Genomic DNA, 19,082 nt, shown 5'->3' with positions numbered 1-19,082 from the left:
TAAAAATTTATTAATTTTAAAACTACTAAAATGAACAAAATACTCAACACAATAAAAAAAATATTTGGCATACTCTGGATCGCCATTGCATTAGTTGTAGGATATTTCGGAATTACAGTAATGGGAATTCCCAAAATCACCTCAGGAAAACAGGAAGATCTGGTTTTCGGGATCATTATCCTTTGTGTACTGATGCCGATTATTTCCGGCGGAATGGCAATTTTTGGCTACTATGCGCTAATCGGGGAATATTCTGACGATAAAGTTTAATCTATTGATGATGAATGATAATTGATGCATGATACAAAAATGTCAGACCATCAATTATCATTCATTTAATTATCATATATGAAAAAAAGACACGAACAAAAACTGATCATTCTGAGCATCGGACTTCTGATTGCCTTCAGTATTCCGGTTTCACTGCTTTTCAACAATGACCGGGAAGTTTTCGGTTACCCGATGATTCTGGTTTATATTTTCGCTGTCTGGATGGTTTCCATCATTATTTCTTTTGTAATCGTAAAAAAGTATGATGAGTAGTTTCGCTTTATTCACTGTAGTTTTGTTTTATCTGGCACTTTTATTCTTAGTTGCTCATCTGGCGGAGAAAAAAAAGAGCAAGCTCTGGATCAACAATCCTTACATCTACGCGCTTTCCCTTGCTGTGTACTGTACCGCATGGACATACTACGGAAGCATTGGTGTGGCGGCAACAAGCGGGCTTAATTATCTTCCGATTTATGTGGGACCGATAATGGTGATTCCTGCATGGATTTACATCAACACGAGAATTGTACGTATTTCCAGAGTGAATAAGATCAGCAGTTTAGCCGATTTTATTTCTTTGCGATATGGGAACAGCAGAAGTTTCAGCGCGATTATTACAGTGGTTTGTCTTTTGGCAATTGTTCCGTACATCGGTTTGCAGATCAAGGCTATTTCTGAAACTTTTCATCTGGTAACCAAAACAGCAATTTCTAAAAACATTTTAACGGATAACGCAACTTTCGTTGTTGTTTTAATTGCTTTATTTTCATCCTATTACGGAACACGTTACGTTGATGCTTCCGAAAAACGTTTGGGAATAATTTCCGCTATTGCACTGGAAAGTTTTCTTAAGCTATTCTTTATTATTATTTTAGGATTATTTGTTATTTACTTTGCATTTGACGGATTCTCGGATATTTACCAAAAGGCAAGTCTTTTTAAGGATTTTAAAGAAAAAAATACGTTCAACGGTATTGAAGGTGCGATGAACTGGATGGTGCTCTGCATGATTTCGGGAACAGCGATCTGTATTCTTCCAAGACAGTTTCATACCGCGATCGTAGAAAACCGACAGGAAAAACACATCAAAACAGCCATCTGGTTTTTTCCGCTTTATTTATTGATTTTCACGATCTTCATTTTTCCTATTGCATGGGGAGGAAGACTGATTTTTAATGGACAGAACGTCAATCCGGAATTCTACTCTATCCTGATTCCGCAATATTTTGACAATACTTTAATTACAGTTTTGGTTTTTCTGGGAGGTCTGAGCTCATGCATTTCGATGATTATTATTTCCGCGATCACCTTATCCATCATGCTTTCCAATAACCTGATTATTCCTTACGGATTATTAGGAAAATTTAAATCTGAAAACGAAATTCAGAATACAAGAAATATCACCAACATCAGGAAATTCAGTATTTTCGCACTGATTATCATGGCTTTTGGTTTTTACAAATATTTTATTTTAAAAACTTCGCTGGATTCTGTCGGATTAATTTCTTTCGTTGTCATTGCTCAATTGGCACCTGCTTTTTTCGGAGCTATTTTCTGGCGTAGAGGAAGTTACAAAGGTGCTGTTATCGGTTTATTGGCAGGATTGGCAATCTGTTATTTCGGATTGATTATTCCACAATATTACTTCTCTTACAATCAAGAATTTAAAGGTGTTTTAAGAGAGCTTTACAATGCTTTTGACTTTTTCAAGATTTCCTTTTTAGGAAGAATTCCACAGATTTTCTTCTGGTCTCTTTTAGTGAATACTGCTTTATTTTCAATTATTTCTGTCAGCACTAAAGGAAATTACCGTGAAAGAAATTTTGCTGAATTGTATGTAGACATTGACAAGTACATTCAAAACCACGAAAATGCTTTTATCTGGCGCGGAACAGCCTACGTTTCGGACATTAAAAATATTCTGGAACGATTTTTAGGTAAAAACAAAACCGAACAGGCGTTAAGAATTTTTAATTTAAAATACAATATTGATTCGCAGACGGAAACCGCCGATTCAAGATTTATTAAATTTTCCGAAAATCTTCTTGCGGGTAGAATCGGAACGGCTTCTGCTAAAATTTTAATTGAAGGCGTTACCAAAGAAGATAAAATCTCATTAAAAGAAGTTTTAAACATTCTTGAAGAATCAAAAGAAACCATCACGCTTAATAAAAAGCTTACCGAACAATCGGAAGAGCTGCAAAAGTTATCCGATGATCTGAGAAATGCCAATGAAAACCTCATCATTAAAGACCGTCAGAAAGATGATTTTCTGGATTCTGTTGCCCATGAACTAAGAACTCCGATTACCGCCATCCGTTCCGCCGGAGAAATTTTAGCTGATGATGACGATATTCCTCTGGAAATTAAAAAGGAATTTTTAAACAACATCATTACAGAATCCGACAGGCTGAGTGAAATCATCAACGATATTCTGTATCTGGACAAATTGCAGCATGGCGAAATCGTACTGCACATTCAGGAAAATAATATTCTTGAAACGTACAAAAAAGCAGTAAACCCTCTTATGCATCTTATTCAGCAGAAGAATATTCATCTGAGTGAGGTCAATCTTCTCAATCAGTTTGTATTTAAATATGATGAAGCAAGAATGATTCAGCTTTTTCAGAATATTTTAGGAAATGCTTTGAAATTTACGGATGAACAGGGAACTATTCAGACCAAATTATCAGAAACGGAAGATTGGTTAATCATTAAAATCTTCAATACCGGAAAGCATATTCCCGAAGAGGATCTGGAAATGATTTTCGATAAATTTTATCAGTCGAAAAATCAAAACATTTTGAAACCAACGGGAAGCGGACTAGGACTTGCCATTTCAAAAAAAATCACAGAAGCTCAGGGCGGAACCATAAAAGCAGAAAACAGCGGATTGGGCGTGACTTTTACGATTGCTCTGCCAAAAGAACAAGAAGGAGAACCCGAAGGGTTCAATTTAAATAGCCGTAGGTAAAACCTATGGAAATAAATAAACACAAATGAGAAAATGGGAACATATCGACAAATATTTTATCATATTGTTTTCGGAACCAAACATCGGGAACAAACAATTAATGAAGAAAATGAATCAGAGCTATACAAATATATTTGGGGAATTTTAAAAAATAAAAAGTGTAAATTATATAGAATTAACGGAATGCCAGATCACATTCATATTTTTTGTGACGTTCATCCGAATATCACTCTCAGCAACCTTGTAAAAGATATAAAAGTTGCATCCAATTTATGGATGAAAGAATCGGGATTATTTCCTGAATTCTCAGGGTGGCAGGAAGGATATGGAGCATTTACCTATTCATTAAAGGATAAAGAAACAATAATAAATTATATAAAAAATCAAAAACATCACCATAGAACAGAGACTTTTGATGACGAATTTAAAAAGCTTTTAGCAGAACATGGAATCGAGCCGGAATTCAATTAATAAAATTCAACCCTTACGGGTTGATTTGATGCGAATCTTTATTCCATAGGTTTCACCTACGGCTATTTAAATTGAACCCTTCGGGTTCCCCAAAAGAAACAAAAAAAATAATGCAGTTGAACAAAAAGACAATCACAATATGAAGAAGATAATCATTGCCGATGACGAGCACAAAATATTAATGTCGCTGGAATACAGCTTCAAGAAAAACGGATACGATGTATTTATTGCAAGAGATGGAACAGAAGTTCTGGAATTTCTGAAAACAATGACGCCCGATGTCATTTTATTGGATATTATGATGCCGAATCTCGATGGATACAGTACCCTGGAACTAATAAAACAGGATGAAAAACTGAAAGATACAAAAGTAATTTTTCTGAGTGCCAAAAACAATCCGAAAGACATTGAAAAAGGTCTGGAAATGGGAGCCAATGCTTACGTTACAAAGCCTTATTCAATCAAAAAACTCATGCAGCAGATTGAGGAAATGTTTTAATACATTTTACAAACCGTCATTGCGAACGAAGTGAAGCAATCTCAACAAAATATTAAAAGATTGCTTCGTCACTACGCTCCTCGCAATGACAAAAACACAAAAACTAATATGAGTACAGATATTTTATTTAAGCAAAGTATAGAAGACAAGGAGAACTTCTGGAAAGAACAGGCTCAGGAAATAAGTTGGTTTGAATTCCCGAAAACTATCACTTCTAATGACGAAAACCAATACAATCAGTGGTTTCCGGACGGAAAACTCAATATGTGCTATTTATGCATTGATAAACATATTGAAGATGGTTTTGGAGATCAGGTTGCGGTTATTTACGATTCTCCGGTAACGAACCAAAAGCAAACCTACACCTTCAATCAAGCCAAAGAAGAAATTTCGAGATTGGCAGGAGGATTAATTTCTTTAGGTCTAAAAAAAGGCGATACTGCTGTCATTTATATGCCGATGATTCCGCAGACTTTGTTTTCCATGCTTGCGTGCGCGAGAATCGGAGTCATTCATAATGTGGTTTTCGGCGGTTTTGCACCACATGAACTCGTAGTGAGAATTGACGACTGCAAACCAAAAGCATTAATTACGGCAACCGCTGGAGTTGAAATTGCAAAAAGAATCCCTTATCTGCCTTTGGTAGAAAAAGCGATCGAACTGGCACAAGATAAGGTAGATCACATCATTGTGTACAACAGAAAACTGGTTGATAATCAACATGAAATGTTTGATGGATTAATTGATTACGAAGAATTGATACAGGATTCAGAACCTGCGGACTGTGTTTCGGTGCAATCCACTCATCCACTCTATTTGCTGTATACTTCCGGAACGACAGGAAAGCCAAAAGGCGTTGCAAGAGATACAGGAGGCTATGCAACTGCGTTGAAGTTTTCGATGAAATATATTTATGGAATCGAGCCGGGAGAAACTTTTTGGGCAGCTTCCGATTTCGGATGGGCAGTTGGTCACAGTTATACCGTCTACGGTCCTTTAATCAACAGAAATTCGACGATTATTTTTGAAGGTAAACCTATTATGACGCCCGATGCCGGAACATTCTGGAGAATTATTTCCGAATATAAAGTAGCAGCCATGTTTACTGCTCCTACCGCAATCAGAGCCATCAAAAAAGAAGATCCGAACGGAGAATTGGTGAAAAATTACGATTTAAGCCACTTCAAAAAGCAGTTTTTAGCAGGAGAAAGATGTGATGTTGCCACTTTAGACTGGTTTGCAGAACATATCGGCGTTCCGGCAATCGATCACTGGTGGCAGACAGAATCAGGTTCGCCAATGCTTGGTTTAATGACTTTTAATGAAGACTACAAAATCAAAAGAGCTTCCGCAGGAAAACCAATTCCCGGCTATGATATTAAAATTTTCGATGAAAACGGTTATGAACTGGATGCGCATCATGAAGGTTATTTAGTTATAAAATTACCGCTTCCTCCCGGAGCTTTACTGGGAATATGGAAAGATTATGACCGTTTTGAGAAAAGCTATCTCTCGCAGTACAAAGGCTATTATTTTTCCGGAGACGGAGCCATAAAAGATGAGGACGGCTATATTTTCATCACAGGAAGAGTGGATGATGTAATTAATGTTGCAGGACACCGCCTTTCCACTTCCGAAATGGAAGAAATTGTTTCTTCTCATCCCGATGTTGCAGAATGCGCTGTTGTAGGAATTGATGATGAACTGAAAGGACAGATTCCTTTTGCAACGGTTGTTTTAAAAAACGGATCCGCTGTTTCCGAAGATCAGGTAGAAAAGGATATCGTAAAAACAGTCCGTGAAAAAATAGGCGCCGTTGCCTGTCTTAAAAATGTGATGGTTGTAAAACGCTTACCTAAAACCCGTTCAGGAAAAATTTTAAGAAAGCTGATCCGAACTCTACTGGACGGAAAAGAATTCCAGATTCCTTCAACGATTGATGACGAAAAAATCATTGAAGAGATTCAGGAGAAAATTGGAGATTACAGAAGATAAAATATAAAATTGTTTAAACTATTTCAGGATTAACCACAAAAGTCGCAAAAGACAGTATTAAAGTGAATTTCTATAATAATTAAAGCGCTCAAAAGAATAAAAATCAACTTTAAATAAAAATTTAAACAGACTTTAAAAGAGACTAAAAATTTAAATAATAAAATTTCAAAAAAGAAAGGATATGAGAAACTATCAGATAGAAAACCTACCGCAATATTTTGAAGAGTATAAAAAATCTATCAAAAATCCTAAAAAATTCTGGGACAAAATTGCAGATGAAAATTTCGTGTGGTATCAAAGATGGAGCAAGGTCGTAAAATACGATATGAATGAAGCAAAAATTTCGTGGTTTAAAAATGCTAAATTAAATATTACCAAGAATTGCATCGACAGACATTTAGCGGTAAGAGGCGATAAAACGGCAATCATTTGGGAACCCAACGATCCGAAAGAAGAAGCACAGCATATTTCTTACAACGAACTCTACAAAAGAGTCAACAAAACCGCCAATGTTCTTCGTGAAATGGGCATCGAAAAGGGCGACAGAGTCTGCATTTATCTTCCTATGATTCCGGAATTGGCAATCACAATGCTGGCTTGTGCAAAACTGGGAGCCGTTCATTCCGTTATTTTTGCAGGATTTTCGGCTTCAGCCGTTTCTTCAAGAGTAAATGACTGCGGCGCAAAAATGGTCATCACCTCAGACGGAAGCTACAGAGGAAACAAAGTTCTGGATCTTAAAAGCATTGTAGACGAAGCACTGGAAAAAACGCCAAGTGTAGAAAAAGTTTTGGTGGTAAAAAGAACCAACAATGAAGTGAAAATGAAGGAGCACAGGGATTTTTGGATGGAAGATCTTTATGAAAATGCCTCTCCGGATTTCGTTACCGTAATTATGGATGCGGAAGATCCGCTGTTCATTCTTTATACTTCCGGTTCTACGGGAAAACCTAAAGGAATGCTTCACACCTGCGCCGGATACATGGTGTATACTGCGTATACTTTTAAAAATGTATTCAATTATAAAGAAAATGATATTTATTGGTGTACTGCCGATATTGGCTGGATTACAGGACATTCCTACATCCTTTATGGTCCGCTTTTAAACGGTGCAACCACTGTCATTTTCGAAGGGGTTCCTACTTATCCTGAACCTGACAGATTCTGGGAAGTGATTGAAAAACACAAAATTACACAGTTTTATACGGCTCCTACTGCGATCCGTTCTCTGGCTAAAGAAAGTTCAGAATGGGTAGACAAACACGATTTAAGCTCGTTAAAAGTGATCGGTTCTGTTGGAGAACCTATTAACGATGAAGCTTGGCATTGGTTCAACGATCATGTAGGTAACAAGAAATGTCCTATTGTAGATACTTGGTGGCAGACAGAAACCGGAGGAATTATGATCTCTCCTCTTCCTTTCGTTACCCCTACAAAACCAACGTACGCAACACTTCCTTTACCGGGAATTCAGCCTGTTCTGATGGATGATAAACGCAACGAAATTACCGGAAATCAGGTAACAGGAAATCTGTGCATCCGTTTTCCATGGCCGGGAATTGCCAGAACGATCTGGGGAGACCATCAAAGATACAAGGAAACCTATTTTACCGCTTTTCCGGGGAAATATTTCACAGGAGACGGTGCTTTGCGTGATGAGGTTGGCTATTACAGAATTACAGGCCGTGTAGATGATGTGATTATTGTTTCCGGACACAATTTAGGAACTGCCCCAATTGAAGACAGCATCAACGAACATCCAGCTGTAGCGGAATCTGCAATCGTAGGGTATCCTCACGACATCAAAGGAAATGCTTTGTACGGTTTCGTGATCCTGAAAGAATCCGGAGAAAGCAGAGATAAGGACAATCTTAAAAAAGAAATTAATCAGTTAATTTCAGACCAGATCGGTCCGATTGCCAAGCTTGATAAAATCCAGTTTGTTTCGGGACTTCCGAAAACGCGTTCCGGAAAAATTATGCGTAGAATCCTCAGAAAAATTGCGGAAGGAGATTTCAGCAACTTCGGAGACATCACTACCCTTTTAAATCCTGAAATTGTGGAAGAGATCAAAAACGAAAGGATTAACTAAATTATATAAACTGATGTATCAGGGAGCGGGCTTTTAGTCCGCTTTTTCTTATTTGCACTCTGACATACTTACTAAATATTGATTCAATAGACAGTTTCAAAGAAACATACAAATTTTATAGATTTTACATTAAAATAATAATTTATTTGAATTTTCACTAAAATATTTCACCTATAATAGCTAACTTTATATACTCATTAAAACCAATGCTTATGTCAAATATATTAGCTGGATTATTTGGACATCACAGCGATTATAAAAAAATAGAAGCAGACCTTGAAAACTCAGGTTTCAAAGATTCAGAATACATTGTATATCTTCATGATGATGAATTACACTCCCAATATCTGGTAAGTGTTGTCGTGAAAGATGAGCATCAGACCGATAGTGCTTCCGGTATTTTCAGTGAGAATGATGTTTTAAAGACCTATCTTTTTGAAAATATGGAAATTGAACAGGCAAATTACATGAACATCAAGAGATTTATTGATGCCAGAAACAAAGCAGAAATCCACAACAGTCCCGATGTAAAGATTAAAATCTCTACCGCCGGAATAGATTCTGAAGTAAAATTTTAACCATTAAAGATAAAAATTAATAACCACCGATCCGCAGAGCGTTCTGCGGATTTTTAATGCTGAAAACTGCAAAAAAATTCGTATTTTCGTGTAAATATAGGCTTTTACACAAATGAGTTACGACTTAGAACAGGAAAACAAGGAGATCCTTGCAAGGTATAAGGATCTGATTTCGAATACATACAGAACTTTGGATGAGGAAAATAACAAGCTCATCCGTAAGGCATTCGATATAGCGCTCGATGCGCACAAAGATCAGCGAAGAAAATCTGGTGAACCCTACATTTACCATCCTATTGCTGTTGCCAAAATTGTAGCAACGGAAATCGGTTTGGGAGCCACTTCCATTGCCTGCGCCTTACTGCATGATGTAATTGAAGATTCCGACTATACCTACGAAGATCTGAAGAAAATTTTTGGGGAGAAAATTGCCAATATCGTGAATGGACTAACTAAAATTTCCATCATGAATCATCAGAATATTTCGGTGCAGTCTGAGAATTACAGAAAGCTTCTGTTGACACTGTCTGAAGATTTCAGGGTGATTCTTATTAAGATTGCAGACCGTCTTCACAATATGCGTACTCTGGAAAGCATGGCTCCGGACAAGCAGAAGAAAATTGCTTCCGAAACCGTTTACATTTACGCTCCGATGGCGCACCGTCTCGGATTATACAACATCAAATCTGAACTTGAAGATTTATCTTTAAAATATAACAATCCGGATGTTTACAAAGAGATCACCGAGAAATTGGAACTCGCCAAAGAAAGCCGCGAAAAATATATTGAGGAATTTAAAAAAGAAGTTTCTGAAAAATTAAATGAAGAGGGATTAAATTTCAAAATTAAAGGACGCGCAAAAGCCATTTCTTCAATTTACAGGAAAATGCTGAAACAGGGAGTTTCTTTTGAAGAAGTTTTCGACAATTACGCCATCAGAATCATTTATAAATCGGATGCCAAAAACGAAAAATTCCTGGCTTGGAAAATTTACTCCATTGTAACGGATGTTTATCACAGTAATCCATCCAGAATGCGGGACTGGATCACGCAGCCGCGTTCCACAGGATACGAAAGTTTGCATTTAACGGTTCTTGGTCCCGATAAAAAGTGGATTGAAGTACAGATCCGTTCCGAAAGGATGGATGAAATTGCGGAAAAAGGAGTTGCAGCGCATTACAAATACAAAGAAGGCTATAAACAAAGCTCTGAAGACCGGAATTTTGAAAACTGGGTAACTGAAATCCGGGAAGTTCTGGAACAGCAGCAAAACCTTTCTACATCTGAACTTTTGGATAATATTAAGCTGAATTTATATTCAAAGGAAGTCTTTGTATTTACGCCAAAAGGTGAGATTAAAATTTTGCCGACCAATGCAACCGCTCTGGATTTTGCATTTTCCGTTCACTCCGATCTGGGAATGAAATGTTTAGGCGCAAAAATAAACGGAAAGCTGGTTCCGATTTCATATGTTTTGCAAAATGGGGATCAGATTGATATTTTATCTTCCCAAAACCAGAAACCCAAATCCGACTGGCTGGAATTCGTTGTTACTTCAAAAGCCAAATCAAAGATAAAGAGTTACTTAAACTCACAAAAAAATCAGTTGGTAGAAGAAGGAAAAGAAATTTTGCAGCGAAAACTGCGTCATGCCAAAATTAACTTTAACGATGAAGAAGTAAACAAACTTCAGAAGTTCTTTAACCTTAAAACTTCTCAGGAGCTTTTTCTTAAATTTCAATCCAACGATCTGGATGCAAGCAGTTTAAGGAAATACATTGAAAGTAAAAACGTATTCAACAACCTGCTTTCAAGATTCAGAAAATCACCTGCGAAAAATACAACTTTTGTAGAGCCGAAAGAACAGAATCTTGACATGATTGTCTTTGGAAAAGATGAAGAAAAACTGAACTACAGCTATGCAAAATGCTGTACGGTAATTCCGGGAGACAAAATTTTCGGATTTATCACGATTTCAGACGGGATCAAAGTACACAGCGACAATTGTCCGAACGCGATCAACCTTCGTGCGCAATACGATTACAGGGTAATTCCTGCAAAATGGGTGAATGCGGAAAGCTTTAAGAACAGAGTGAAAATAGAAATTGAAGGACTCGACAGAATGGGAATGATTAATGATATTACCACCGTCATCAGTGGAGCGATGGGAATGGATATGAAAAGTATGTCCATCGAATCCAATGACGGAATTTTTACGGGAACGATCATTCTTGAGGTAAAAAATAAAAGCCAGCTTGAGCAGACCTTCACCAAACTGAATGATATTAACGGCGTTTCCAGAGTGAGACGACTACAATCTTAGATATGAATTTAACGGTATATTTTAAAAAATTTTTCGAAAGCAGTCAGGCTTCAGGAATTATCCTGATTTTCTGTGTTTTAGTTTCCTTACTTATTGCCAATTCCTCTTTTGCGGAAAGCTTTCAGCACTTTCTGGACAGAGAAGCAGGAACAGAAATTTTTCATTTAAAATATCCTGTTAGTATCTGGATTAATGACGGTTTAATGGCTATTTTCTTCCTTTTGGTGGGGTTGGAAATCAAAAGAGAAATGGTAGAAGGCGAACTTTCTTCATTTAAGAATGCTTCTCTGCCCATATTTGCAGCAATCGGCGGAATGCTGGTTCCGGCAGCTATTTACAGCTTTTTCAATTTCGGAACCTCATACGGAAACGGATGGGGAATTCCGATGGCAACAGATATTGCTTTTTCATTGGCTATTATTTCCATGTTGGGAAAGGGAATTCCAAACTCGATTAAAATTTTCCTTGCCGCTTTAGCTATCGTAGACGATTTGGGAGCAATTCTGGTCATTGCAGTATTTTATACAGAGCAGATTCACTGGATCTATTTACTCCTGTCTTTAGGAATTACCGCTTTATTATTTTTATTGAATTTCCTGAAAGTTACCCGAATTATCTTCTATTTGATTCCGGGATTATTTTTATGGTATTTTCTTCATCATTCAGGAATTCACGCTACCATTGCAGGAGTTTTACTGGCATTTACCATTCCTACCAATGTTTCCAATGTTGAGATTTCTCCTTTAGAAAAACTGGAGCATCAGCTTCATTTCCCGGTAAGTTTTATCATTATGCCTGTTTTTGCTTTAACAAATACCAACATTACATTCAACAATGAAATGATGGGAGGTCTTACAAACACTTTAGGTTTAGGAATCATCATCGGATTAGTTGCAGGAAAATTAGTCGGGATCAATCTTTTTTCTCTGATTGCTATAAAGCTGAAACTAAGTTCACTTCCTCAAAACAGTACATGGATGCACATGATAGGCGTAGGATTGCTTGCAGGAATTGGTTTTACTATGTCTATTTTTATCGCACTCTTATCCTTCAAGGATGAAATTCCGATTCAGGATGAGGCTAAATTTGCTATTTTAATTGCTTCCTTTATTGCTGCCGTTTCAGGTTTTTTAATTCTGAAAATCAGCTCTAAAAATGATATTATTGAAGACGGAGAAAACTAATTTTCTTTGTCTTTTTTATCGGTCAATTTCCACTTATGATTTTCATCGCCTTCCAAATCCGGCTCAGAATTTTTTGCATGATAGCCTTTTGTTTCTTTCTTCAGCTCGTCGGAAAGCAGTTTTTCGATTCTCACTTTTCTTATTGCCATATTGAGTTCATTTCCGAAAAGTAAGAGATAAACATTTACATTTACCCAAACCATTAAAAGAATCATACTTCCAATAGAGCCGTAGAGAACGTTGTATCGCGCAATATTTTTAACATAAAGAGCGAAACCGTAAGTAGTGAGTACAAATAAAACCGTTGTTAAAATAGCTCCCGGAACTGCCTGTCTGAATCTGGCAATTCTTACCGTTCCCAGCCAGTAAAATAAAGCCAGTAAGATAAAATAAAAGATAGGGAATGATACAAATCCGATGATTTTGGAAAGATTATCCACCAGCCATGAAATATCCTGAACCGGCGTAAACAGTTTAAGAACAAATTCTGAATAGTAGACTCCGAAAAGGGCTAGAAATACAATCGTAATAAACCCGATGGTGATGAAAAAAGACAGGATAAATTCTTTTACGTCCGACATTTTTTCATCTGTATTTTCATTAAATCCGTTGATGAGTGAAAAGGTTCCATTCGTTGCAAAAATCAAAGCAAAAACAATAGTTAAATTACTGATTCCCTTCATATTGGGAACAATACTGGTTTCTATATAATTTCGGACATCACCTTCTATATTGGACGGGAAAACATTATGCAGCAACACTTCGAAAATATAAAACTGAAGCTTATCATAATGAGGCATATACGGCAAAACCGAAAGCAGGAACAGAATAAACGGAAAAAGACTGATGGTAAAACTCCACGAAATTGCTGCAGCTTTACGTCCGATTTTATCTTTAAAAATACCGCTGATATAGATCTGAAACATCTGCCAAAGCGATATTCCCAAAAAAGGAATATGTATATCGTCGAAAAATTCTTGAATTTTCAAGATGAATTTAGGAAGTTTTATGCCCATATTTATTTACTTCATCATAAAGGTGCCATACAAAAATAATGATTTTTTTAAACTTGAAAATCTGATGCCAATTTTTCAGATAAGAGATTAATCACCTGAATTCGGGATAAGTCTTTTTAAACGCAATGTTAAACGAGGAGATTTAATTATTAAAAATTCAGCTTTTAAGATATACAAAGGCGTAAAACTTATCAAAGTAATACCATTTTTGTGTTTTTTAAATAAACGAAGTGTCTTTGTTTAGCTTACAAACTTTCAATAAGTAAAAAAATCTTTTGTTTTTCTTTGCGATAAAACAATACAACACTATAAATCAATTATTTAAATTTATTTCTTATCCCGAACTGAGGTTAGTTAATTATGAATATCTTTGCTGTCTAAACTTAAAATAAAAAATGCAGATTAATTTGCTTTGCATCGGCAAAACTGACGATAAGGAAATTTCTTCTTTAATCAATTACTATCTGAAACGTCTTCCCAAACACTGGAATTTTGAAATCATTGAAATTCCCGACGTAAAAAACGCAAGAAATCTTTCTCCAGATCTTCTTAAAAAGGAGGAAGCTAAACTTTTTATGAACCATATCGACAGAACAGATTCTGTAATTATTCTTGATGAAAAAGGGAAACAGTTTACCAGCAGAGAATTTGCCCAGAAAATTGACAACTGGATGAATTCTTCCGTGAAAAAAATTCATATCCTGATTGGCGGAGCTTATGGTTTTTCAGAAGAAATCTACAGCAGAGCGAATGAAAAAATGTCATTATCCAAAATGACTTTTACGCACCAGATGATCCGATTATTCATTGTGGAACAACTGTATCGTGCAGACCAGATTTTACAGGGAAAACCTTATCATAATGATTAAATTCTTATTTGGTATTTTTTTTGCCAAATAATATTCCTAAAACAGGAACAGAAGAAACTAATAACATAAATAGTCTTTCTAATATTTTTTCCACTGTCAAATCCTTTAAAATAAAAATATCCCTATCATTTATTAATAATTCAGAACTATTTTTATTTTTCTGAACATAATCACCCAAACTTATTTTTTCTCTATCTTCATAATTTTCGGTTATAAATGGATAAGATTTGTTATCATTTAAAACTATTTGCAAATATTTTGAATTCCAATTACCTGGTCTATAATGCAGATAGTTTATCGTATCTATTTTAATATTTTTAATTTCAGCTGCTCGAAATTTATTTAAATCATTTTCAATTTTATAGAAATCATATGTTGGAACTAATTGACATAAGAAAATTATTACACAGGATACAATAATTTCAGTTCTTTTTCTAATCAAAAAATTTTTTCGATCCTCCATAAGAATATATCGACTCTAATTTTATAAAATATTAGACATTTTTTAAACCAATCTGCCTTTTTGCTTCCCCCACCACAAAAGCAACGGAGTTGGCAATATTAAAACTTCGGATCAATTTAGACATCGGAATGGTAAGATGATTTTCAAAACGATCAAGCACATCTTTGCTTAAACCTACACTTTCTTTTCCGAAAACCAGCCAGTCTCCATCCTGAAATTTTGTTTCCAGATACGATTTTTCTGCATGTGAACTCATCAGGAAAACACGCGACAAATCCGGAATATTCATTATCCATTCGTCTACATTCTGGTATTCCGTAACATCAAGATGAACCCAGTAATCTAATCCTGAACGTTTCAGATTTTTATCATTAATGACAAATCCAAAAGGATGAATTAAGTGTAATCTGCTTTCGGTTCCTACACACAATCTCCCAATATTGCCTGTGTTATTGGGTATTTCCGGTTCTACGAGAACAATGTTTAACATGACTTATTTTTAAGGGTTCAAAAATAATTAAGTTTTACTAAACTCTGCTATTGATATAAAAACTTGTTAAACTAATTTTAGAATAAACCGCAAAAGCTGCAAAAGACCGTTATACTGCAATAATCAGAATTTAAAAGAATAAAAATCGAAGATTTTTTAAAACTGTACCTTTTTCATTTGCAGCCACTAGCTTTAAATAAAGTTTCACGATTAAATAAAAGTTTAAAGATTTAAAAATAAAAACGGATCATCTGATCCGTTTCAATTGCATTTCTATCTATTTTGTTGTTAGAGCCTTTTCAAATATTGCTAATAAAAGTTGTATAGCTTTTTCTTAATTTAACATTAAGAAATTAAGCTGGTTAGAGTGATTTTGATTAAGGAATTAAGAAATCAATAAATTGATTTTATTAAGTTTTTTAAGCTAAAGAGGCATAATCTATTAATGATTAAAATTTATTTTTTAACCTCACATTTAGAATAATAATCCATCAATAAAGGCTTTTCATATCCTAAGCTTACTGCTTTATCTAAACTTGCACATGCTTCTTTAGGCTTTGCTGTTTCAAATAAAATCAGAGCTTTGTTCACATGAGCTTGAGCAAATTTCGGATCTATAGAAATCGCTTTATTAACGTCCGCAAGAGCTTCTTTGTTTTTTTTCAGCCTAAAATAAACGTCTCCTCTTCCACTGTACAGTAAAGATTCAGGTTTTTCGGAGATAAGCTGGTTGTAATCTTTTAAAGCACCTTCAAGATCTCCGCTGTTCTTTTTCAGATTTGCGAGTCCGGTTCTTGCATAAATATTATCGGGTGCAAACGTAAGAATCTGGTTCAGATCTTTCATGGCAAGATCTTTTTTGCCTAAACTTTCGTAGACTTTGGAACGGGTAAGGTAAATATCTGCGTTTTCAGGCTCAATCTGAAGCCCTTTGTTAAGATAATAGATTGCTGCCTGTTTATTTCCTTTCTGTCCGTGAATTGAGCCTAAATTGGCGTATACAGCAGCAGACATAGGATTTGCTTTTAAGGCGGATTCGTAAGATTTAAAAGCCAATGAAGTTTTGCCAAGTCTTCTCTGGGCAGTTCCTAAATTGTTGTAATATTCCGACTGTAATTTCTGGATTCTTTCACTCTGAGCCAGTTTAGAATATTGTTCTTCCGCACATTTATAGTCCGCTTTCTGAAAGCAGTCTTCAGCTATTTTTTTGTCCTGTGCGTTAAGATTGAATGAAGTAAATACTGTTGCTAAAAGGAATAAAGATTTTTTCATGAAGTTATTTTTTGTTTGTTGATTACTTTTTTTGCGAGCGCACTGAAAACCACTCCCAATAAAGATCCAACAAACGCCCCCACCAAAATATCTATCGGGAAATGCACTCCTAAATAAATGCGGCTGTATGCAACTACTGCCGCCCATACAAATATAACATAAGGAAACCATTTAAGATTCTTTTTTAATAAAATACTTAAATAAGTTGCCAGAAAAAATGTATTGGAAGCATGAGCAGAGTAAAAACCGTACTGTCCGCCACATTTCACAATTCTCATGTGATGTTCTAATGTGGGGTCATGACAAGGTCTTAATCTGGCAACGCCATATTTGAAAACACCGGCAAGCTGATCCGAAACCGCTACACCAATACCTACAAAGATCAATATAAAAACCAATGATCTTAGTTTGTAATTTTTGAATAAAAAATAACAGAAAATAATATAAAGAGGAATCCAGATCCATGTACTGGAAATGAGCTGCCAAAACTGGTCAAAAGATTGGTCTCCCAGATTATTGAGAAACAAAAAGACTTTTTTATCTTCCTGAATGATCTCCTCCATTCTATCTGCTTACAGGACCTTCGTAGGTTTCGTCTTCAGAAGGTTTTGGTTTTGGAGGTTCATTGGATGCCTGAGATGTCTGAGGTTCGTTCAGGATATCTTTCTGAATATCATTCATCGGATTGAAATCTTTTGCAGCATCTTTTACTTTCTCAATTTCGCGCTTGATCTCAGAAACAGGATTGTCTGTTTCTTTCATGATCTCGGTTTTGATGTCTTCCACTGCGCCACGCATTTTTCTTACACCCGAACCCAAGTCGCGTGCAATCTGAGGAAGTTTATCCGGTCCGAATAATACAACGATTGCTATGGCAATCAGTGCCATTTCTCCAATGCTTAATTCCATACTGTAAAATTACGAAAGATATACGAAATTGGATGTTAAATATTAACTTTTAATAAAATATTAAGCTGTATTAAAAATTATTCAAATAATCAAATCTATGTAAATATAAGATAATTAAACAATTACATCACAAAAACATTGTTTTATATTATTGAAACTATGTAATAATTCTTTCTTTAAATGTAGGCTACAGTTCTTCTTTTTTGATATTTTTTTTCCTGAAATTAATATAAGTAATAATCACACTGATCGTCATTAAAATGAAAGCTAAGAAAAAAGGCGCACCCGAAAATTTGAAAGGAGCTTCGTCGTGGGTGAAAAAGTAAAATAAATTCGTCATCATCGGAGGACCGATAATTGAAGTGGCACTCATCAGACTTGTTAGTGCACCCTGCAATTCTCCTTGCTCATTAGCAGGAACACTTTTCGTAATTACCGACTGCAAAGCCGGTCCGCAGATTCCTCCTAAACAATAAGGAACTAAAAATGCAAACATCATCCAGCCTTGTGTGGCAAATGCAAAGAGAAGCATCCCGAATGCATACAAAGCAAGACCGTAATAAATACTTTTTTCTTCTCCCAGTCTGGGCGTTGTCCATCGGATCAAACCTCCCTGAACCAAACCGACAAGCAAACCAACCACTCCTAAAGAAATTCCTACCATTCTTTCATTCCAGTTGAATTTATACATGGTGAAGAAGCTCCAGTTGCTTTGTACGGCGTGTCCTGCGATATAAATTAAGATCAAAGAAACTATTAAACCTGAGATTTCGGGATGTTTTCCTAAAAATTTAAAAGAACCGACTGGGTTTGCTCTTTTCCAGTTGAAATCTCTTCTTTTATCTCTATCTAAACTTTCGGGAAGGATAAAATATCCGTAAAGGAAATTTAGCAGACATAATCCTGCAGCCGCATAAAAAGGAACTCTGGAACCATATTCTCCCAAAAGACCGCCTAAAACGGGACCTATGATGAATCCCAGTCCGAAAGCAGCTCCAATGAGTCCGAAGTTTTTTGCACGGTCTTCATCTGTAGAAATATCCGCGATATAAGCACTCGCCGTAGTTACACTTGCGCCTGTAATTCCCGCAATAACGCGGCCTAAAAACAGCCAGACAATGGAAGGAGCCAAAGCCAAAAAGATGTAGTCTATTGAAAAACCGAAAAGCGAGATCAGAATAATGGGTCTGCGCCCGAATTTATCACTGAGATTTCCTACAATCGGAGAGAAAATAAATTGCGTAAACGCATACGCAAAACCAAGCCAGCCTCCATATTTTGCTGCCTCACTTATGTTACTATGAATAAGTTCTTCAATAAGCTTCGGAACCACCGGAATGATGATTCCCCACCCCGTAATATCAATCAGCAATGTAATAAAAATGAAGCCGATTGCTGCTTTTTTTCTAGAGTTTTCCATACACCTGCAAAATTAGAAAAATAATGATTTCAAATGATATTAATTATTTATTGAATACTATTTGTTGTTGTAATTGGAGATTTCATGTTTTTGTGTGACAGGAATTTTTCCGACTGCAACCCTAGTCCTGATTGCAGCATTTGTGTGAGCTCATTTTTTAGTTTTGGCTTTGGGGGCGCGGCTTCGCCGCGCCCCCAAAGCCAAAACTATAAAATAGCGAGTGCGGAAAGCAGGAAATAACTCCTGATTAAATAAAG

Annotated in this window: 18 protein-coding genes; 11 read left to right on the top strand and 7 right to left on the bottom strand. The window is 35.9% G+C overall.

The genetic code is table 11. The features are described from left to right. The first annotated feature begins 30 nt into the window (after window positions 1-30). The 10 genes from KKI44_RS00465 (at window position 31) to nhaA (ending at window position 12,386) form a co-directional block, all read left to right on the top strand. Complete coding sequence (locus KKI44_RS00465) at window positions 31-270, top strand: DUF6814 family protein (protein ID WP_214589343.1); 240 nt, start codon at window positions 31-33, stop codon at window positions 268-270. A gap of 78 nt (window positions 271-348) precedes the next feature. Next, window positions 349-543 (top strand): hypothetical protein, encoded by a 195-nt coding sequence (locus KKI44_RS00460; RefSeq protein WP_214589342.1) that lies wholly within the window; start codon window positions 349-351, stop codon window positions 541-543. After that, on the top strand, window positions 536-3,244 hold the full coding sequence (locus tag KKI44_RS00455; protein ID WP_214591062.1) for an ATP-binding protein: 2,709 nt from the start codon (window positions 536-538) through the stop codon (window positions 3,242-3,244). The genes KKI44_RS00460 and KKI44_RS00455 overlap by 8 nt, the downstream gene beginning before the upstream one ends. Window positions 3,245-3,277: 33 nt before the next feature. Further along, a complete protein-coding gene (gene tnpA, locus KKI44_RS00450; protein WP_214589341.1) occupies window positions 3,278-3,715 on the top strand; it encodes an IS200/IS605 family transposase in 438 nt (145 codons plus the stop codon). 139 nt (window positions 3,716-3,854) lie between these two features. After that, window positions 3,855-4,214: a response regulator transcription factor gene (locus KKI44_RS00445; RefSeq protein ID WP_214589340.1), complete on the top strand. Its 360-nt coding sequence runs from the start codon at window positions 3,855-3,857 to the stop codon at window positions 4,212-4,214. Window positions 4,215-4,322: 108 nt separating this feature from the next. After that, window positions 4,323-6,209: an AMP-binding protein gene (locus tag KKI44_RS00440; RefSeq protein ID WP_214589339.1), complete on the top strand. Its 1,887-nt coding sequence runs from the start codon at window positions 4,323-4,325 to the stop codon at window positions 6,207-6,209. 181 nt (window positions 6,210-6,390) lie between these two features. Further along, entirely contained in the window at window positions 6,391-8,301 is a 1,911-nt protein-coding gene (gene acs / locus KKI44_RS00435) for an acetate--CoA ligase (protein WP_214589338.1), read from the top strand. A gap of 212 nt (window positions 8,302-8,513) precedes the next feature. After that, the gene (locus KKI44_RS00430; protein ID WP_214589337.1) at window positions 8,514-8,879 is read left to right on the top strand and encodes a hypothetical protein; all 366 of its coding nucleotides are present in this window, start codon (window positions 8,514-8,516) and stop codon (window positions 8,877-8,879) included. 112 nt (window positions 8,880-8,991) lie between these two features. Beyond that, the gene (locus tag KKI44_RS00425) at window positions 8,992-11,202 is read left to right on the top strand and encodes a RelA/SpoT family protein (protein ID WP_214589336.1); all 2,211 of its coding nucleotides are present in this window, start codon (window positions 8,992-8,994) and stop codon (window positions 11,200-11,202) included. A 2-nt stretch (window positions 11,203-11,204) separates the two neighbouring features. After that, window positions 11,205-12,386 carry a Na+/H+ antiporter NhaA gene (gene nhaA / locus KKI44_RS00420; RefSeq protein WP_214589335.1) on the top strand — a complete coding sequence of 394 codons (1,182 nt, stop codon included), beginning with the start codon at window positions 11,205-11,207 and terminating at the stop codon, window positions 12,384-12,386. Here the strand turns inward: nhaA and KKI44_RS00415 are convergent. After that, on the bottom strand, window positions 12,383-13,402 hold the full coding sequence (locus KKI44_RS00415) for a YihY/virulence factor BrkB family protein (RefSeq protein WP_214589334.1): 1,020 nt from the start codon (window positions 13,400-13,402) through the stop codon (window positions 12,383-12,385). The genes nhaA and KKI44_RS00415 overlap by 4 nt on opposite strands. Window positions 13,403-13,797: 395 nt before the next feature. On the opposite strand from KKI44_RS00415, the gene KKI44_RS00410 reads away from it, so the two are divergent. Next, window positions 13,798-14,271 (top strand): 23S rRNA (pseudouridine(1915)-N(3))-methyltransferase RlmH, encoded by a 474-nt coding sequence (locus tag KKI44_RS00410; RefSeq protein ID WP_108411135.1) that lies wholly within the window; start codon window positions 13,798-13,800, stop codon window positions 14,269-14,271. A gap of 4 nt (window positions 14,272-14,275) precedes the next feature. On the opposite strand, the gene KKI44_RS00405 is transcribed toward KKI44_RS00410, so the two are convergent. From KKI44_RS00405 to KKI44_RS00380, 6 genes are all read right to left on the bottom strand, one after another. After that, a complete protein-coding gene (locus KKI44_RS00405) occupies window positions 14,276-14,713 on the bottom strand; it encodes a hypothetical protein (RefSeq protein ID WP_214589333.1) in 438 nt (145 codons plus the stop codon). Window positions 14,714-14,765: 52 nt separating this feature from the next. Beyond that, on the bottom strand, window positions 14,766-15,224 hold the full coding sequence (locus tag KKI44_RS00400) for a tRNA (cytidine(34)-2'-O)-methyltransferase (RefSeq protein WP_214589332.1): 459 nt from the start codon (window positions 15,222-15,224) through the stop codon (window positions 14,766-14,768). A gap of 456 nt (window positions 15,225-15,680) precedes the next feature. Beyond that, the gene (locus tag KKI44_RS00395; RefSeq protein ID WP_214589331.1) at window positions 15,681-16,496 is read right to left on the bottom strand and encodes a tetratricopeptide repeat protein; all 816 of its coding nucleotides are present in this window, start codon (window positions 16,494-16,496) and stop codon (window positions 15,681-15,683) included. Then, window positions 16,493-17,059, bottom strand: a complete 567-nt coding sequence (locus KKI44_RS00390; protein ID WP_214589330.1) for a phosphatase PAP2 family protein — start codon at window positions 17,057-17,059, stop codon at window positions 16,493-16,495. Before KKI44_RS00390 ends, KKI44_RS00395 begins: the two co-directional genes overlap by 4 nt. A gap of 1 nt (window position 17,060) precedes the next feature. Then, a complete protein-coding gene (locus tag KKI44_RS00385) occupies window positions 17,061-17,405 on the bottom strand; it encodes a twin-arginine translocase TatA/TatE family subunit (protein WP_214589329.1) in 345 nt (114 codons plus the stop codon). A gap of 187 nt (window positions 17,406-17,592) precedes the next feature. After that, window positions 17,593-18,825, bottom strand: a complete 1,233-nt coding sequence (locus tag KKI44_RS00380) for a TCR/Tet family MFS transporter (RefSeq protein WP_214589328.1) — start codon at window positions 18,823-18,825, stop codon at window positions 17,593-17,595. Window positions 18,826-19,082: the final 257 nt, after the last annotated feature.

It is taken from the genome of Chryseobacterium sp. ZHDP1 (assembly GCF_018603435.1).
GTDB lineage: Bacteria > Bacteroidota > Bacteroidia > Flavobacteriales > Weeksellaceae > Chryseobacterium > Chryseobacterium indicum.
Note: the sequence above shows the minus strand (reverse complement) of the source record. Positions and strands in the feature narration are given on the sequence as shown.

Bases quoted from the DNA above. Each gene is read 5' to 3' on its own strand.
- KKI44_RS00460 (WP_214589342.1), top strand. From the start codon at position 349: ATGAAAAAAAGACACGAACAAAAACTGATCATTCTGAGCATCGGACTT.
- tnpA (WP_214589341.1), top strand. From the start codon at position 3,278: ATGGGAACATATCGACAAATATTTTATCATATTGTTTTCGGAACCAAA.
- KKI44_RS00385 (WP_214589329.1), bottom strand. From the start codon at position 17,405: ATGGAATTAAGCATTGGAGAAATGGCACTGATTGCCATAGCAATCGTT.
- KKI44_RS00415 (WP_214589334.1), bottom strand. From the start codon at position 13,402: ATGGGCATAAAACTTCCTAAATTCATCTTGAAAATTCAAGAATTTTTC.
- KKI44_RS00395 (WP_214589331.1), bottom strand. From the start codon at position 16,496: ATGAAAAAATCTTTATTCCTTTTAGCAACAGTATTTACTTCATTCAAT.
- KKI44_RS00455 (WP_214591062.1), top strand. From the start codon at position 536: ATGAGTAGTTTCGCTTTATTCACTGTAGTTTTGTTTTATCTGGCACTT.
- KKI44_RS00445 (WP_214589340.1), top strand. From the start codon at position 3,855: ATGAAGAAGATAATCATTGCCGATGACGAGCACAAAATATTAATGTCG.
- nhaA (WP_214589335.1), top strand. From the start codon at position 11,205: ATGAATTTAACGGTATATTTTAAAAAATTTTTCGAAAGCAGTCAGGCT.
- acs (WP_214589338.1), top strand. From the start codon at position 6,391: ATGAGAAACTATCAGATAGAAAACCTACCGCAATATTTTGAAGAGTAT.
- KKI44_RS00465 (WP_214589343.1), top strand. From the start codon at position 31: ATGAACAAAATACTCAACACAATAAAAAAAATATTTGGCATACTCTGG.
- KKI44_RS00425 (WP_214589336.1), top strand. From the start codon at position 8,992: ATGAGTTACGACTTAGAACAGGAAAACAAGGAGATCCTTGCAAGGTAT.
- KKI44_RS00440 (WP_214589339.1), top strand. From the start codon at position 4,323: ATGAGTACAGATATTTTATTTAAGCAAAGTATAGAAGACAAGGAGAAC.
- KKI44_RS00430 (WP_214589337.1), top strand. From the start codon at position 8,514: ATGTCAAATATATTAGCTGGATTATTTGGACATCACAGCGATTATAAA.
- KKI44_RS00380 (WP_214589328.1), bottom strand. From the start codon at position 18,825: ATGGAAAACTCTAGAAAAAAAGCAGCAATCGGCTTCATTTTTATTACA.
- KKI44_RS00390 (WP_214589330.1), bottom strand. From the start codon at position 17,059: ATGGAGGAGATCATTCAGGAAGATAAAAAAGTCTTTTTGTTTCTCAAT.
- KKI44_RS00410 (WP_108411135.1), top strand. From the start codon at position 13,798: ATGCAGATTAATTTGCTTTGCATCGGCAAAACTGACGATAAGGAAATT.
- KKI44_RS00400 (WP_214589332.1), bottom strand. From the start codon at position 15,224: ATGTTAAACATTGTTCTCGTAGAACCGGAAATACCCAATAACACAGGC.